The organism is Rugosibacter aromaticivorans (genome assembly GCF_000934545.1).
Lineage (GTDB): Bacteria > Pseudomonadota > Gammaproteobacteria > Burkholderiales > Rhodocyclaceae > Rugosibacter > Rugosibacter aromaticivorans.
On the sequence record NZ_CP010554.1, the window covers coordinates 1769660 to 1786742 of the forward strand.

The window sequence follows — 17083 nt, forward strand, 5'->3', positions numbered from 1 at the left end:
CTCTATGGTTTGGTTAGCGCGTTACTTCTAAAGCGCTTTGTTTTAATTCATCCAGCGAACACGTTGCGGTGCCCAACTTGCCCACCACCACACCGGCTGCGCGATTAGCCAGGAATAGCGCCTGGTCGAGCGGCAAGCCACTTGCCAGCATCACAGCCAGGGTGGCGATAACAGTATCACCCGCACCGCTGACATCATAAACTTCACGCGCAACGGCGGCTTCGTGACGAACACCATCCGCTGAAAATAAGGTCATGCCTTCTTCGCTACGGGTGACCAGCAAGGCCGTTAGATCAAGCGATTCACGCAACTGCTGCGCCTTGACGACAAGCTCGGCTTCATTTTGCCATTTGCCGGTTACCTCACGCAGTTCTGCACGATTGGGTGTAAGCAACGTGGCGCCTGCATAGCGCGCGTAGTCGTCACCTTTGGGATCAACGAGCACGGGCTTACCCGTATCCTTTGCACGCTGAATCATTTCCGTAATGTGCGTCAAGCCGCCTTTGCCGTAGTCAGACAAAATCACCACATCGCAATCTGCAAGCCGCGCGCTGAAATCAGCCAGCTTGGCGCGGAGCACTTCGTGATCCGGTGTGTTTTCAAAGTCAATGCGCAATAGCTGTTGCTGCCGACCGATCACGCGCAGTTTGACGGTGGTATTCAGACCAGGGTCTTCATGCAAACTGGATTCGATGTTGGCGTCAGACATCAATCGCGCAAGGGTTTTGCCCGCTTCATCTGCGCCAACAACGGAGAGCAAAAAAACCTTGGCACCAAGCGCCGCGCAATTCCTCGCCACGTTAGCCGCGCCACCGGGACGCTCTTCACTTTTTTCAACTTTCACGACGGGTACAGGGGCCTCGGGGGAAATGCGGGATACCTCACCAAACCAGTAACGGTCGAGCATGACATCACCCACAATGAGAACACGTGCTGCAGCGGTATCAGGCAATGAATTATTCATAAGCAGCCCATTGAAGGTGATAAGGAAGAACCGCGTTAAAGCACACCCCTGTCAGGCGGCAAAACGCATTCCGTTCGGTAAGGGGTAAGGCGTAAACCAAACGGTTCACATGGCGGATAGATGTTTGCAAATGGGTACGGATTTTCATGCGTTAAAGCGTGATATCAAATTCTTCTGTTCGTTTAGGCGGGTAAGTTTCCCAACCGCCACACCCCGGGCAGCGCCAATAAAACTGACGCGCTTTAAAACCACAGACGTCACAACGATAACGTGCCACCCGCCGTGTGTGGTTATGAATCAAGTGCTTAACCAGCTCCAGATCCGGGCGACGAACTTCGGGTGAAACCAGTATCTGCGCCTCAAGAAATTTTTCCAGCCCAAGCAGGGTGGGGTTGCGTCGCAGCTCATCCCGCACAAGCTGATAGGCCGCTTCGATATGCCCTTCTTCAATTTCCGCTCTTAATACAACCTCGAGCAAGTCAAGTGAGGGGTGACGCTCAAGCCAGGCACGCAGCAACGCAACGCCATCGGCCTTGCGCCCCAGTTGGGTGTACGCCGCCATCAGACGATCTGCCACCAACCCGACATACATCGGGTTGTACTGTTCGATGCGTTTCCAGTAGTCGATCGCCGTCTCACCAGCGCCGACTTTTACTTCACTATCGCCTAACAACAAAAGCGCACGAACGCATTTTCGGTTACGGGTAAGCGCAGTCTGTAACAGACGCCGCGCTTCATCAACCTGGCCACCGACTAAGGCATTGGCGGCCATTTCACAGTGAAATTCAGCAACCGCCTTTTGCCACAGATGGTCAGCATGATTAGGCAAAGCCTCTGCGATCTCAATGGCCTTCTTCCACTCTTTTTCCTGTTGATAAATTTCCAGCAAATTTTTAAGTGCTTCTTCGTCGCGCTCTGTTCCCCGCAACTTGAGAAAAATCTCTTCGGCACGATCCAGCAAACCCGCTTTGAGATAATCCTGCCCAAGTTCAGACAGCGCATGCAAGCGCTGCGATGGATCCAGCGCATCTCGATCAATCAGATGCTGATGCATACGAATAGCGCGATCCGTCTCGCCACGACGGCGGAATAAGCTGCCTAACGTAAAGTGCAGTTCGATCGTTTCCGGATCAACCCGTGCCGCTTCGATAAAGGCTTCGATCGCTTGATCAGGTTGTTCGTTGAGAAGAAAATTCAGCCCTTTGAAGTAAGAGTGCGGCAAAGCCCGCGACTCATTGACCAGCTGTTTAATATCAATACGCGCAGCAATCCAGCCGAGCACAAAAAATCCGGGTATCGCGAGTAACCACCAAAGCTCAATTTCCATGGTTTTATTCGGCGTTTACTTTAGGTTTGCGCTGGCGCGATAAGCTGATTGCCGCAGTTAACCCAACAGCAACACCTAGCGTAAAAAAAGCCAGAATGACGAGCGGAATGGGCGCAGTCCATTCTTGACCAAAAAAAAATCGCAGCAACATCGTCCCGCTATTTTTGATTGCCAAGCCCAGCAGACCAAAAAAAAGAATGGCGCGAAACACCCACAGGAAAAATCGAAATAAAGTCGGCATCATGATCAGTCAGGCAACATGTGTAAGCAGCAGAATGAAAAGCGGCACCTGTGACCAGGTGCCGCTTTTATACACCTTTGCAGTGAAATTCACGACCTTGACGGCTTTGTTAGCCCAAGATCAACCCGCTCCCGCAACTCTTTACCGGCTTTGAAGTGAGGCACGTATTTTTCAGGTACATTAACCTTCTCACCCGACTTTGGGTTGCGACCAATCCGCGGTGGACGATAGTTCAGTGAAAAACTACCAAACCCACGGACTTCAATGCGCTCTCCGCGGACCAGAGCCGCAGAGAGCGCATCGAGCAGAACTTTGACCGCGTAATCCGCATCTTTCGCCCCTAACTGCGGAAAGCGATCCGCCAACCGGTTGATGAGTTCCGATTTAGTCATGATAGCAGCGGATTATTGCTGCTTGAGCTTGGCTTTAAGCAAAGCGCCCAGACTGGTCGTGCCGGCATTGCCTGCACTTTCCGAGGCCAGCTTCTGAATTGCATGTGACTGCTCAGCCTGATCCTTGGCTTTGATTGATAGATTAATTGAACGTGTCTTGCGATCCACGTTAATAATCATTGCTTCTACCACATCGCCCACTTTCAGATGCTGCGTCATGTCTTCTGTGCGCTCACGCGAAAATTCAGACACGCGCAGATAACCTTCGACATCATCACCCAGATCAATCACCGCACCGCGTTGATCAACACTCTTCACCGGGCCCGTGACCATGCTGCTCTTATCGTGGGTTGCCACAAAGCTGGTGAATGGATCGCCATCGAGCTGTTTAACGCCCAGAGAAATTCGCTCTTTTTCGACATCGATAGCCAACACCACGGCTTCGAGCTCATCACCCTTCTTGAAGTTTTGCTTGGCTTCTTCACCAGGTGTCGACCAGGAGAGATCGGAGAGATGAATCAAGCCATCAATACCGCCGGGCAGACCGATAAACACGCCAAAATCAGTAATTGATTTGATCAGGCCTTTGACCTTATCGCCCTTCTTGTGATTCATCTCAAAATCTTCCCATGGATTGGGAATGCACTGCTTCATGCCCAATGAGATGCGGCGACGCTCTTCATCAATCTCAAGAATCATGACTTCGACTTCATCACCTAACTGAACAACTTTGGTCGGGTGAATATTCTTGTTGGTCCAGTCCATTTCTGAAACATGCACCAAGCCTTCAATACCCTGCTCGATTTCCACAAAAGCACCGTAGTCAGTCAAGTTGGTGACGTTACCGAAGAGGCGTGTCGTGGCTGGGTAACGACGTGCAATTCCCACCCATGGATCTTCACCCAACTGCTTCATGCCCAGGCTCACGCGATTTTTCTCTTGATCAAACTTGAGCACTTTGGCGGTCACTTCATCGCCGACATTGATCACTTCGCTCGGGTGACGCACGCGACGCCAGGCCAAATCGGTAATGTGCAGCAGGCCATCAATACCGCCGAGATCCACAAACGCACCGTAATCCGTGATGTTCTTGACGATGCCCTTGATGATGGTGCCTTCTTTGAGCACTTCCAGCAGTTGCTGACGATCTTCACCCATGCTCGCTTCCATCACCGCACGGCGGGAAACCACCACGTTATTACGTTTGCGATCGAGCTTGATGACTTTAAATTCGAATTCTTTGCCTTCAAACGGCGTAGTGTCTTTGACGGGGCGGGTATCCACCAGCGAGCCCGGCAAAAAGGCACGAATGCCATTTACCATGACCGTGAGGCCACCTTTGACTTTACCGCTAACGAAACCCTTGACCAGCGTACCGTCGGTCAATGCCTTGTCCAGATCATTCCAGGCAGAAATGCGCTTGGCTTTTTCACGGGACAAGCGCGTCGCGCCGTAGCCATCTTCAAGCATTTCAATCGCCACTTGAATGAAATCGCCCGGAGTGACTTCAAGCTCACCACGTTCGTTTTGAAACTCTTCAATAGCGATCGCGCTTTCCGACTTGAGACCGGCGTTAACAATGACAAAATTTTGATCGAGGCGAATCACCTCAGCCGTAATCACTTCACCGGCACGCATTTCCTGGCGCTGGAGGCTTTCCTCAAATAATGCGGCAAAGCTTTCCATCGGTGAATTTTCGGCAATAGCAGTAGTTGACATAGGGTTTGGGACCTTACAGGTATTTTGTCACTCACGTGACAGGTTGGTTTCTCTTCACTGGCTAAACGGTTAGTCCTGCCAGCACGTTGGGGATACAACTAAAGGCTAACAACAGCATTTACTTAACGAAAAAATACATTTAAAACAAGGACTACACAGCATCAGGCAACTTTTCTTCCACAATAGCCATCACTGCATTTACCGCTTCTGCAATGTCCATCAGGGTAGTATCCACCTGCAAGGCATCTTCACATTGACGAAGAGGTGCTTCGCTCCGTTGAGCATCGCGTTCATCCCGCGCTTGTAAATCGTGCAAAAGGGCAGGCATATTAGCAGCTGAGCCCTTTTCGATCAACTGTTTATAACGCCGCTCTGCCCGCGCCTCGGCTGAGGCAGTAAGGAACACCTTTACGGTGGCTGACGGAAAGACCACCGAGCCCATATCACGCCCATCCGCCACCAATCCCGGGAAGCGCCGCCATGCCCGCTGACGGGCCAGCAAAGCCGCGCGCACATCAGCCAGCACAGCCACGCGCGAGGCGCCGGCAGAGGCTTCTTCGGTGCGAATCGCATCGGTGACATCATCCTCATTCAGGAACACGCGTCCGTTTTCAAACCGTGCAGGCAACGCCGCTGCTAGCGCGGCTACTCGGGGGGCATCATCCAGCGCAACGCCTGCGCGAAGCGCCGCCAGCGCGGTGAGCCGATAAAGTGCCCCACTATCCAGATAGTGATAGCCCAGCTGCGCCGCTACCATCGAGGCGACCGTCCCTTTGCCAGAAGCTGAGGGGCCATCAAGCGCAATGACAGGCGCCGAAATTTCGGCCAACGCAGCAAAATAACCCGGAAATGTTTTGCGCACACAGCCCGGGTCGTTAATGATAATGGACACGCCGGCGAATGCCGCCAGCGAAAAACACATTGCCATGCGATGATCATCATAAGTATCAATGGCCACATTGCGCCGAAAAGTTCCCGAAGGCGCCCCGAAGGGTGTGCAGGGCAAGCATAGCGCTGGCGCTGGTGATATGGCAAGCCAGTCGCCCCCTGTCTCGACAACGGCACCCAGTTTGCGTAATTCGGTGGCCATTGCCGTGATGCGATCGGTTTCTTTCACACGCCAGGAGCCAATATTGCGCAGCACACAGCGACCATCGGCAAATAAGGCGCACACGGCCAGCGTCATGGCTGCATCGGGAATGTGATTCAGATCCAAATCAAAGGCTTTGATTTTTTCTGCAGCGCTTGATTCTGCTTTAGCCTCAATAAAATTCTCGCCCCACACGATGTGTGCACCGAGGGATTCCAGCGCGTAGGCAAATTGAACATCGCCCTGGATACTGTTTTTACCGACGCCTTCCACGCGCACCGGACCACCTCCGAGCAAACCCGCGGCCAGAAAATACGATGCGGAAGAGGCGTCCCCCTCAACATGCAACACGCCGGGGCTGCGATAGCGTTGCCCGGCCAGGAGGATAAAGCGCTGCCAGCCTTCGCGTTGCACCTTGACGCCAAAGCGGGCCATGAGATTGAGCGTGATCTCGACATAGGGTTGAGAAATCAACTCCGTGGTGATTTCAATCACCGCTGCCTGGCCGCTGAGTGGCAAAGCCATCAATAAGGCACTGAGAAACTGCGAGGAAACATCGCCGCGCAGGCGAATGGGTTGCGCCAGTTGAATGGTCACCGGGAAAATTTCCAGCGGCGGAAAGCCTGCCTCGCCGGTATAGCGGACATCCGCACCGATCTGGCGCAAGCCATCGACTAAATCACCAATCGGGCGCTCATGCATGCGTGGTACACCGCTGAGACGATAGTGCCCGCCTGACAAGGCCAGCGCCGCCGTCAGCGGACGAATCACTGTTCCGGCATTGCCCATGAATAAATCCGCCTCTGCAACAGGGAAATCGCCGCCACAGCCCTTGATACGCCACGTATGATCATCGATCGCCGTCATGCCAACGCCGAGTTTTTGCAGCGCAGACAACATCACCTGCGTGTCATCGGCAACCAGCACATCATGAATTTCCGTTGTTCCTTCGGCCAGCGCGGCCAACAACAACATGCGGTTGGAAATACTTTTGGAGCCAGGCAGCCGCACGCAGCCCGACGCTGTGTGCAACGGCGGCAAAACTAGCGTATCCATTATTCTCCTGGGGGCGTGAGGCCGTCGAGCCACGCATCTCGCCGCGTGCGGGCTGTGTCGAACATGGCTTGCAAACCCTCGGCATCCGCTCCGGCTAGCAGCACGCGGGCGCGCATTAATTCCACCATGTAGGCATCCAGTTCGACTAAAAGGGCCGATCGATTGGCCAAACAGATATCGCGCCACATCTCGGGATGGCTGCTGGCGATGCGCGTGAAATCACGAAAGCCACCGGCTGCAAAACCAAACAACTGAGCAGAGTCGGCGCGCTGGGCAAATTCATGGACCAGGGCAAACGCCAGGAAGTGCGGCAAATGGCTAACGGCGGCGAACACTCGATCATGGTCTTCCGCATCCAGCCGGGAAACCTCTGCACCACAGGCTTGCCATACATGCTCGACCAAGGCGATGTGCGCTTCGGTGTTTTCCGCCAGCGGGGTTAACACGACACGTTTTTGATAAAAAAGATCCGCCCTGGCCGCTGCGACACCGCTTTTTTCTGCGCCGGCAATCGGGTGGCCCGGCACAAACTGCGCGCACTGCGCGCCAAGCGCTTGACGAGCGGCGAGCGCCACATCCACCTTGGTACTGCCGCCATCAGTGATGACCGTTGTTGATGACAAATAAGGTGCCATCGATACCAAAACAGAGGCGACTTGCCCAACCGGCATGGCCAGAAACACCAAATCGGCATCATGCAAGGCATCAGCCCAATCGCTGGCGATGCGATCGATCACACCGCGCTGTTGCGCCGCAGCCAATGAGGCCTGCGTGCGGCCAAGACCAACCACTTCACCCACAGCGCCCGCTGCCTTGAGCGCCAGCGCAAACGAGCCGCCGATCAAGCCTACACCGCAGACAACGACTTTTTTCAGCATCATGCGTGCAGGGCTTTTTCAAGCGCCGCAAGAAAGCGCCGGTTTTCCGTTTCGCGACCGATGGTCACCCGCAAATGATTGGGCATGCCATAGCCACCCAGGGGGCGCACAATCACACCTTCCTTGAGCAGACTATGATTGATTGCCGCGCCATCAGCCACGGCAACTGTGATGAAATTGCCATGCGATGGAATATGTTCCAAACCAAGTTGCTTCAACCCGCTGATGAGCTGCTCCATGCCCTGTCGATTAAGTGTGTAACTTTCAGCAAGAAACAGATGATCGTCCAGCGCAGCCAGCGCGGCGGCCAGCCCCAGATTACCGACATTGAATGGCTGGCGCACACGATTCATCAGATCAGCGACCTCGGCCTGCGCCACCGCATAGCCCACGCGCAAACCGGCCAGCCCGTAGATTTTGGAGAACGTACGAGTCACCACCAGATTCGGGAAATCCCTGATCCAGGCAATGCTCTCAACCCGCTCCGTCGGCAGCAGATACTCGCTATAAGCCTCATCAAGCACCACCACAACATGCGGAGGAATGCGCTCGATAAACGTGCGCAAATCAGCATATGGCAAAAACGTGCCGGTCGGATTGTTCGGATTGGCGATCCACAGCACGCGCGCATCCGGCCGAATGGCAGCCAGCATCGTCGCTGGGTCATGTCCATAATGGCGCGCCGGTGCAATGATCGTCTCGGCACCGGTAATATCTGTGACCAGTTCATAAATGGCAAACGCATATTCCGCCGCCACACTGGAACGCCCGGCAGAGAGAAAAACCCGCGCCACCAGATCAAGCAGGTCATTCGAGCCATTGCCCAGCACAATCTGCTCCGCCGCCACACCGTGACGCTCAGCCAGCGCGGTAATCAACTCGAACTGATCCGGGTAGCGCTCGGCACCGGCCAGCGCCGCTTCGATTGCCCGCCGTGCCAGCGGGCTCATGCCCAGCGGATTCTCATTGGAAGCTAGTTTGATGATTTTTTCCGGCGGGATACCCATTTCACGCGACAACTGGGTAATCGGCTTACCTGGAACATAGGGTGAAATACTACGAATATAAGGAAGTGCGTGCGAAGCAATGCTCATGATCGGAATCTAAAAAAAGCTAATGGAAGACTAATAAACAGCTTTAGGGTAGGAACCCAGCCGTTTAACGAAATCAGCCCGCTGCTCAAGCGCTTCAAGGGCTTGAGCCACCGCTGTATCTTGTTGATGGCCATCAATATCAAGGTAAAAGACATACTCCCAACGCTTGCCGCCCCAACTGCGTGCCGGGCGCGACTCAAAGCGAGTCATCGAAACCCCTTGTTCTGCCAGCGGTGCCAACAGGTGATACACCGCACCGGATTGATTTTTTGCCGAACATACCAGCGAGGTTCGATCATTTCCTGACGGCCCTGCATCGTGTTCTGCAATGACAACGAAGCGTGTCGTATTGCTTGGGTCGTCTTCAATATTGGCCACAAGAATGGGTAGCGCATATAACTCAGCGGCCTTCTCCCCCGCGATAGCTAAGGCGTTTTTTTCCTGTGTAGCGAGCCGCGCTGCCTCGGCATTACTGGCGACAGCGACGCGTGCAGCTGCGGGCAGATGACGATTTAACCACTCGTGACATTGCGCCAATGACTGGGCGTGAGAATACACATGCGTTGCCGTATCCAGCCCAGCATGGCCTATCAACTGATGATGAATGGCTAAGTTAATTTCACCGCAAATCATAAGAGGGGATGAAAGCAGCAAATCCAGTGTGCGGACAATCGCCCCTTCTGTTGAATTTTCCACTGGCACGACGCCATAGTGCACTGTGCCTGCCAGAACAGCACGAAAAATTTCATCAATCGAAGGGCAAGGTAAAAACGTCGGCGCAGCGCCAAAATGCTTGAGTGCCGCTGCTTCAGAATACGTTCCAGCAGGGCCAAGATAGGCAACGGTCAGCGGCTGTTCCAACGCCAAGCATGCGGACATCACTTCACGCACAATGCGCTGGGCTGCGATTGCGGTGAGTGGGCCGGGATTGGATTCAGCCACACGGCGCAAGACCTGTGCTTCACGTTCTGGCCGATAAATCGCCCCCTGTTTAAGTTTCCCTATGCGCTGGGCAATTTTTGCCCGCGCGTTAACAAGACGCAACAACTCAGTATCCAGCGCATCAACCCCTTCGCGCAGTTTCTTTAATTCCTGCTCTGCATCAGCCATGCATGCCCTCCAATGGCAAATACCGCACATCAAGCACGCCTTCAATTTTGCGGATCGCATCAATCACGCTGGGCTTGACCGTGCTATCCACATCCACCAAGGTGTACGCCATTTCACCGCGCGACTTATTCACCATATTATGAATATTCAGCTTGGCCTCTGCCAAAGCTGTTGAAATCTGACCCACCATATTAGGCACATTGGCATTAGCAATCGCAATTCGGTCGCTCGATTCACGCGGCATACTAACGTTGGGGAAGTTAACCGCATTGATCACATTGCCATGCTCGAGAAAGTCAACTAATTGATTAGTCACCATCACGGCACAATTTTCTTCCGCCTCACGCGTTGAGGCACCCAGATGCGGTAAAGCAATAACGCCCGTACTTCTATTAACAACAGCCGACGGAAAATCACACACGTAATGCCCCAGCCTTTTCTCTTTCAAGGCCGCAACAACAGCTGCTTCATCAACAATACCCGCACGCGAAAAATTAAGTAACACGGCGCCTTGCTTCATGCTACCGATATTGTCTGAATTGATCAGATGACTCGTCGCTTCGATCAGTGGAATATGCAGGGTTACAAAATTTGCCTGCCGCAACACCTCGCTAACACTGTTCGCTTTTTTTACCTGAGCAGGAAGGTTCCAGGCAGCATCCACGGTAATTTCCGGATCAAAACCCAGCACATGCATACCCAACTTGATTGCAGCGTCAGCTACCAGGCAACCGACCTTGCCCAAGCCAACGACGCCCAATGTTTTTCCAGCTAATTCAAAGCCTGAGTAAAGCCGCTTGCCATCCTCAACCTTTTTTTCCATTTCCGTATCGAATGGATCAAGCATGGCAACAAAATGGAGCGCTTCAGATAGGTTTCTTGCAGCAAGAAGCATCCCCGCGATAACCAGTTCTTTTACCGCATTGGCATTTGCGCCCGGTGCGTTAAACACCGGTACCCCGCGCGAACTTAATAGTTTGACCGGGATGTTATTGGTGCCTGCACCCGCACGACCAACTGCCCGTACGCTGGTGGGAATCGTCATCGCGTGCATATCAGCAGAGCGAACGAGAATCGCATCCGGCTCATTGATCTCTTTACCCGCAAGATAACGAGCTTCCGGCAGGCACTTAAGGCCTGAGGCAGAAATCTGGTTCAGCAGCAGAATTCTGTAGGGGTCAGCCATCACATCACCCGTGAGTGATTGCAAATTCTTCCATGTAAGCGACTAATTTTTTAACGCCCTCAATCGGCATGGCGTTGTAAATGGAAGCGCGCATTCCACCCACCGAGCGGTGCCCCTTTAATTGAACCATGCCCTGAGCTTGTGCGCCTTTGATAAAAGCATCATCTAACGCAGCATCTTTCAACGTAAAGGGGACATTCATCAGTGATCGGTCTTCGATGCGAACAGGATTACTGTAAAACGAACTGCGATCAAGATAGTCGTAAAGGATGCCTGCTTTCTCAGCATTGATCTTCTGCATTGCCGTCAAACCACCCTGCCGCTTAAGCCATTGGAACACCAAGCCGGCAATGTAAATGGCATAAGTAGGCGGCGTGTTATACATGGAGTCGTTGTCCGCATGCGTTTTATAGTCGAGCATGGTTTGTGGTTGCGGCACAGCTTGACCGATCAGATCTTCACGCACGATAACCAGCGTGAGCCCTGCGGGACCGATATTCTTCTGCGCACCCGCGTAAATAAGACCATATTTACTAATATCGACTGGTTGCGACAGGATGTTAGAAGACATGTCGCAGACGAGCGGTACATTGCCTGGCAAACCGGATAAATCCGGCACCCAGTGAAACTCCACGCCACCAATGGTTTCGTTCGCGGTGTAGTGCACATAGGCGGCATTAGGGTCGAGCTTCCAATCGGCTAAAGCCGGAGCGTAGGAAAAATTCGCATCCTCGCTGGAAGCCACCACATTGACCCGGCCCAAACGCTTGGCTTCCTTAATGGCCTTTTTGGCCCATTCACCGGTGTTCACATAATCCGCACTGGCCTTGCCGCGCAACAGATTGATGGGAATCATCTCGAACTGCAGCGTAGCGCCCCCCTGCAAAAATAACACTTTGTAGTTGGCCGGTATGGCTAGAAGCTCACGCAGATCAGCTTCTGCCTGCGCATGGATTCCCATGTATTCCTTGCCACGGTGACTCATTTCCATGACCGATTGGCCACTGCCATGCCAGTCCAGCATTTCTTCTGCAGCTTGTCTGAGAACGGCCTCGGGCAAGGCAGCCGGGCCAGCGCTAAAGTTAAATAGTCGTGCCATGGTGGTACTTATGCCTCCGCTTCTGGTTGCTCTGGATCCTCTGAAGAGATGACGTCATCGTCGATCTCTTCAGTCTCGACAACTTTTTCAAGACCGGCAAGATAGGTTCCTTGATCTAGATTAATCAAAGTCACGCCCTGGGTAGAACGCCCCATGACGCGAATATCATTTACCGGCGTACGGATCAACACACCGCCGGTAGAGATCAACATAATCTCTTCGCGTGTTTCGCCCAAGGCGGCCAGAACAGCAGCAACAACGCGCCCGTTACGTTCTGAGGTTTGAATGGCGATCATGCCTTTAGTGCCACGCCCATGGCGCGTGTACTCGGCAATTGGGGTACGTTTTCCGTAACCGTTTTCTGTTGCCGTCAAGACTGACCACTCCTCACTGTCAGCGACCAGCATCGATATCACGCGCTGCCCGTCTTCGAGCATCATGCCCCGCACACCGCGCGCTTCGCGCCCCATGGGGCGAACATCTTCTTCGTCAAAACGGACGGCTTTGCCTGCGTCAGAGAACAGCATCACATCGCATTGCCCATTGGTAATGGACACCCCAATGAGATGGTCCCCCTCATCCAGGCCCACCGCGATAATGCCGGCCTTGCGAGGATTCGCAAAACTGGTCAGCGGCGTCTTCTTGACTGTGCCTCTGGCGGTTGCCATGAAGATGAAATGCTGCTCGTCAAACTCCTTCACCGGCAGGATCGCCGTAATTTTTTCGTCTTTTTCAAGCGGGAACAGATTAATGATCGGTTTGCCACGCGAGGTACGCGTGCCTTCCGGCGCCTCATAAACCTTCAGCCAATACACGCGGCCACGGCTAGAAAAACACAAAATGTAATCGTGGGTATTTGCAACAAATAAACGGTCCACAAAATCGTCATCCTTGACCGCAGCCGCTTGCTTACCCCGCCCGCCGCGTTTTTGCGCCCGGTAATCCGCCAGCGGTTGACGCTTGATATAGCCGGAATGCGACAGGGTAACGACCATATCCTCACGCACAATCAAATCTTCCAGGCTGATATCTGCGGTATCAAAGACAATCTCGGAACGCCGGGCGTCACCATATTGCGTTTTTATCGCGGCCAGCTCTTCGCCAATAATGGCAGTTATCCGTTCAGGGCGAGCAAGAATATCGAGCAAATCTACAATCTGCGCCATCACCTCGCGATACTCGCTGACAATTTTATCCTGTTCAAGACCGGTCAATCGTTGCAGACGAAGCTCAAGAATCGCCTGTGCCTGCACATCCGACAAGAGATAGCCTTCTGGAGACATACCAAATTCAGGCGCCAGGCCATCGGGCCGTGAAGCTTCCGCAGCCGTGCGTTCCAGCATGCCCTCAACGAGCGTAGAGCGCCAGACACGGCCCATCAAACCACGCTTGGCCTCAGCCGGGGTCTGTGCTGCCTTGATGAGCGCAATGATTTCATCCACATTCGATAAGGCAACAGCCAAACCTTCAAGAATGTGCCCACGCTCACGCGCCTTGCGCAACTCGAACACCGTGCGCCGCGTAACCACTTCGCGCCGATGATTAAGGAAGCACTCCAGCATCTCTTTCAAATTGAGCAGTCGTGGCCGACCATCGACCAGAGCCACCATATTCATGCCGAACGTATCTTGCAGCTGAGTCTGCTTATAGAGATGATTCAATACCACCTCTGGCACTTCACCACGCTTTAACTCGATCACCAAGCGCATACCAGACTTATCAGACTCATCCTGAATATGCGCGATGCCTTCTATTTTCTTCTCATGCACTAGCTCGGCAATTTTTTCCTGTAGCGTCTTTTTGTTAACTTGATAAGGGAGCTCATCAACAATAATGGCCTGCCGACCACTACGCTCAATTTCTTCAATGTGGGTGCGCGCACGCATGATCACCCGACCACGTCCCGTCATGTAGCCATCGCGCACACCGGAAACGCCATAAATCAAAGCCGCAGTGGGAAAATCCGGCGCTGGTATGACGGTGATCAGCTCATCTATCGTCAATGCGGGATTCGCCAGCAAAGCCAGGCAAGCCTCAACCACTTCGTTAAGATTATGCGGCGGAATATTGGTCGCCATCCCAACGGCAATGCCTGACGAACCATTAATCAGCAGATTGGGGATGCGTGCCGGAAGTACCAGAGGCTCTTGCTCTGAACCGTCATAGTTGGGACCGAAATCAACTGTTTCCTTGTCAATATCGATGAGCAATTCGTGACCAATGCGTGCCATGCGCACCTCGGTGTATCGCATGGCAGCGGCATTGTCACCATCAACTGAACCAAAGTTACCTTGCCCGTCGACCAGCATGTAGCGCAGTGAAAAATTCTGCGCCATACGCACGATCGTGTCATAAACGGCTGTATCACCATGGGGATGATATTTACCGATCACATCACCGACGATACGCGCCGACTTCTTATACGCCCTGTTCCAATCGTTGGAGAGTTCGTGCATAGCGAACAACACACGACGATGCACCGGCTTGAGCCCATCGCGCACATCCGGCAGCGCCCGGCCCACAATCACGCTCATAGCGTAATCGAGATAAGAGTGACGCATCTCCTCTTCCAGGCTGATGGGTAAAGTTTCTTTTGCGAACGAAGTCATGTCGGCGGCCTTAACCAGAAAACGGCAGGGCGATAGCGATAAAAGCTGGCGATTTTAGCATGCGTGGGAGAATCTAACGGTTGTCTGAACCGCCTGAATCTGATTGAATTCAGGCATGAACTCAGAAAATTCACAAGTCGCTATCGATCTGCTGATTCACCCAAAGTGGATCATCCCCATTGAGCCAACTGGCGTCACATTATCTGATCATGCCTTGGCGGTAAATGATGGCCGTATTGTTGACGTGCTACCGTACGACAAGGCACTGGAGCGCTATTCGTCACGTGAAGAACTTGATTTGCCCGGCCATGTACTTCTGCCTGGGTTGGTCAACCTGCACACCCACGCCGCAATGTCCCTTATGCGCGGTTACGCTGACGATTTACCACTAACCACCTGGCTCACCGAGCGCATTTGGCCCGCCGAGGCACGCCATCTCACCATGGATTTCGTCCGCACAGGCACGCTTCTCGCCTGTGCTGAAATGCTTCGCGGCGGCATCACGACCTTTAATGACATGTATTTTTTCCCGGCAGCCGCAGTCGATGCCGTGCGTCAATCCGGCATGCGTGCAGCGCTAGGTCTTGTTGTACTGGACCACCCCACCAACTACGCAGCAGATGCGGACGACTATCTCTCAAAGGGGCTGACCTTACGGGACGCGTGCAAAGACCATCCTTTATTAAGCTTTTGCCTGGCACCACACGCACCCTACACAGTGACAGACAAAACCTTCGAAAAAATTGCCACGCTATCTGCCCAGCTGGAACTCCCGATCCACACCCATTTACACGAAACTCCGAACGAGATTGCAGAAAGCATCAAACAATACGGGGTTCGCCCTATTCAAAGACTGCATACGCTCGGCCTGCTAGGGCCACAATTCATCGCCGTCCACGCCGTACATCTCGAAGCCGCTGAAATTGATCAGTTAAGCCACACGGGTTGCCACGTTGCCCTTTGTCCTACATCGAATCTCAAACTAGGCAGCGGAATTCCTGCGATAAGCGATATACACCAACGAGGTATCAACTTTGGGCTAGGTACAGATGGCGCCGCCTCGAACAATCGACTCGATATTTTTCAAGAAATGCGCCTGTCTGCCCTGTTAGCCAAGGGTGTTAGCGAGGATGCAGCAGCCCTCACCGCGCATCAGGCGCTACAGGCCGCCACGCTTAATGGCGCCCGCGCTTTAGGGCTTGATCACCAGATTGGTTCACTGCGCCCAGGCAAAGCAGCCGACCTTTGTGCAGTACGTATTGATGACTGGATGCTGCAACCCTGCTTTGACCCCGCCTCCCATCTTGTCTACACCGCGGGAAGAGATAACGTTACCCATACTTGGGTCGCAGGCAAACTCCAGATGCAAGAAAATCTGCCATCAAATATTGATGTACAGCAGCTATTAGCGCACACAAACATATGGCATAATCGTTTAGCCTATTGAGCTTGTCTTTTATTATTTAAAATCAATACCGCTACTTTTCAGGCTTTCTTTCCGTGTTGTCTTCATTTACTTCATTTACTTCCCCCCTATTTTTGGATTATATTAAGGCCTCGGGTTTTTTACTCTAGGCTTTACCTACTTACCATACCCCTTAACCACTACAAGGAACTCACCATGATTTTGCGTGCCAAACACTCTGTGCTGTTGTCAGCATTACTCGGCTTCTCTGCCGCCGCTTTTGCACAAACCCCAGGCGTCGATACTGCTGGCACAGTGGGCTATGTTATTGACCAGCGCGGCTATGTCGCCAAAAGCGGCACAGGCCTTTGCTGGCGTGATGGCTACTGGACGCCAGCCTTGGCCATTGAAGAATGCGACCCTGATCTGGTGAAAAAAGAAGCCGCCCCTGAACCGGCTGCACCTGCTCCAGCACCCGTTCCAGCACCAGCACCGAAGCCGGCTGCCCAAAAAATAACCCTCTCAGCTGACGCTCTGTTTGATTTCGACAAAGCAACGCTACGCAGCGAAGGCAAAGGCAAGCTGGATAAACTGGCTGAAAGCACAAAAGACATCAACCTGGAAGTGATCATTGCCACCGGCCATGCTGACCGCCTGGGTTCGGAGGCTTATAACCAAAAACTTTCCGAAAAACGTGCCGCAGCGGTTAAGGCATATTTGGTGGGTAAAGGCGTCGATGCCAATCGTGTTTTTGCAGAAGGTAAAGGTAAAACACAGCCCGTCACAAAACCTGGCGATTGCAAAGGTCCAAAGAGCAAAAAAGTGATTGCCTGCCTGCAACCCGACCGTCGTGTTGACATCGAACTCATCGGTACTAAAGCACAGTAATTGCTCCCGTAAGTTCAAAAAAAGC

14 protein-coding genes are annotated in these 17083 nt (G+C 53.1%); 2 read left to right on the plus strand and 12 right to left on the minus strand.

Translation table 11 applies throughout. From position 1 onward, the window contains the following. Nucleotides 1–13: 13 nt before the first annotated feature. The 12 genes from rfaE1 to gyrA all read right to left on the minus strand — a co-directional run bounded on the left by rfaE1 (nucleotide 14) and on the right by gyrA (nucleotide 14765). Nucleotides 14–964, minus strand: coding sequence for a D-glycero-beta-D-manno-heptose-7-phosphate kinase (gene rfaE1 / locus PG1C_RS08820; protein WP_202634444.1), 951 nt, complete (start codon nucleotides 962–964; stop codon nucleotides 14–16). A 151-nt stretch (nucleotides 965–1115) separates the two neighbouring features. Then, nucleotides 1116–2291, minus strand: coding sequence for a lipopolysaccharide assembly protein LapB (gene lapB, locus PG1C_RS08825; RefSeq protein WP_202634445.1), 1176 nt, complete (start codon nucleotides 2289–2291; stop codon nucleotides 1116–1118). Between the two features lie 4 nt (nucleotides 2292–2295). Beyond that, nucleotides 2296–2535, minus strand: a complete 240-nt coding sequence (locus tag PG1C_RS08830; RefSeq protein WP_202634446.1) for a lipopolysaccharide assembly protein LapA domain-containing protein — start codon at nucleotides 2533–2535, stop codon at nucleotides 2296–2298. 86 nt (nucleotides 2536–2621) lie between these two features. Next, nucleotides 2622–2924 (minus strand): integration host factor subunit beta, encoded by a 303-nt coding sequence (locus tag PG1C_RS08835; protein ID WP_202634447.1) that lies wholly within the window; start codon nucleotides 2922–2924, stop codon nucleotides 2622–2624. A gap of 12 nt (nucleotides 2925–2936) precedes the next feature. Continuing rightward, the gene (rpsA, locus tag PG1C_RS08840; protein ID WP_237218120.1) at nucleotides 2937–4643 is read right to left on the minus strand and encodes a 30S ribosomal protein S1; all 1707 of its coding nucleotides are present in this window, start codon (nucleotides 4641–4643) and stop codon (nucleotides 2937–2939) included. Nucleotides 4644–4794: 151 nt separating this feature from the next. After that, on the minus strand, nucleotides 4795–6789 hold the full coding sequence (locus PG1C_RS08845; protein WP_202634448.1) for a bifunctional 3-phosphoshikimate 1-carboxyvinyltransferase/cytidylate kinase: 1995 nt from the start codon (nucleotides 6787–6789) through the stop codon (nucleotides 4795–4797). Continuing rightward, on the minus strand, nucleotides 6789–7670 hold the full coding sequence (locus tag PG1C_RS08850; RefSeq protein WP_284431747.1) for a prephenate dehydrogenase: 882 nt from the start codon (nucleotides 7668–7670) through the stop codon (nucleotides 6789–6791). Before PG1C_RS08850 ends, PG1C_RS08845 begins: the two co-directional genes overlap by 1 nt. Continuing rightward, the gene (hisC, locus tag PG1C_RS08855; protein WP_202634449.1) at nucleotides 7667–8761 is read right to left on the minus strand and encodes a histidinol-phosphate transaminase; all 1095 of its coding nucleotides are present in this window, start codon (nucleotides 8759–8761) and stop codon (nucleotides 7667–7669) included. The genes PG1C_RS08850 and hisC overlap by 4 nt, the downstream gene beginning before the upstream one ends. Before the next feature lie 30 nt (nucleotides 8762–8791). Then, nucleotides 8792–9871 (minus strand): prephenate dehydratase, encoded by a 1080-nt coding sequence (gene pheA / locus PG1C_RS08860; RefSeq protein ID WP_202634450.1) that lies wholly within the window; start codon nucleotides 9869–9871, stop codon nucleotides 8792–8794. After that, entirely contained in the window at nucleotides 9864–11057 is a 1194-nt protein-coding gene (locus PG1C_RS08865) for a phosphoglycerate dehydrogenase (RefSeq protein WP_202634451.1), read from the minus strand. The genes pheA and PG1C_RS08865 overlap by 8 nt, the downstream gene beginning before the upstream one ends. A gap of 4 nt (nucleotides 11058–11061) precedes the next feature. Beyond that, entirely contained in the window at nucleotides 11062–12156 is a 1095-nt protein-coding gene (serC, locus tag PG1C_RS08870) for a 3-phosphoserine/phosphohydroxythreonine transaminase (RefSeq protein ID WP_202634452.1), read from the minus strand. An 8-nt stretch (nucleotides 12157–12164) separates the two neighbouring features. Beyond that, entirely contained in the window at nucleotides 12165–14765 is a 2601-nt protein-coding gene (gyrA, locus tag PG1C_RS08875) for a DNA gyrase subunit A (RefSeq protein WP_202634453.1), read from the minus strand. Between the two features lie 115 nt (nucleotides 14766–14880). Between gyrA and PG1C_RS08880 the strand changes: the two genes are divergently transcribed. Both PG1C_RS08880 and PG1C_RS08885 read left to right on the plus strand, forming a co-directional pair. Further along, on the plus strand, nucleotides 14881–16212 hold the full coding sequence (locus tag PG1C_RS08880; protein WP_202634454.1) for a TRZ/ATZ family hydrolase: 1332 nt from the start codon (nucleotides 14881–14883) through the stop codon (nucleotides 16210–16212). A gap of 174 nt (nucleotides 16213–16386) precedes the next feature. Then, nucleotides 16387–17058, plus strand: a complete 672-nt coding sequence (locus PG1C_RS08885) for an OmpA family protein (RefSeq protein WP_202634455.1) — start codon at nucleotides 16387–16389, stop codon at nucleotides 17056–17058. The last annotated feature ends 25 nt before the right edge of the window (nucleotides 17059–17083 follow it).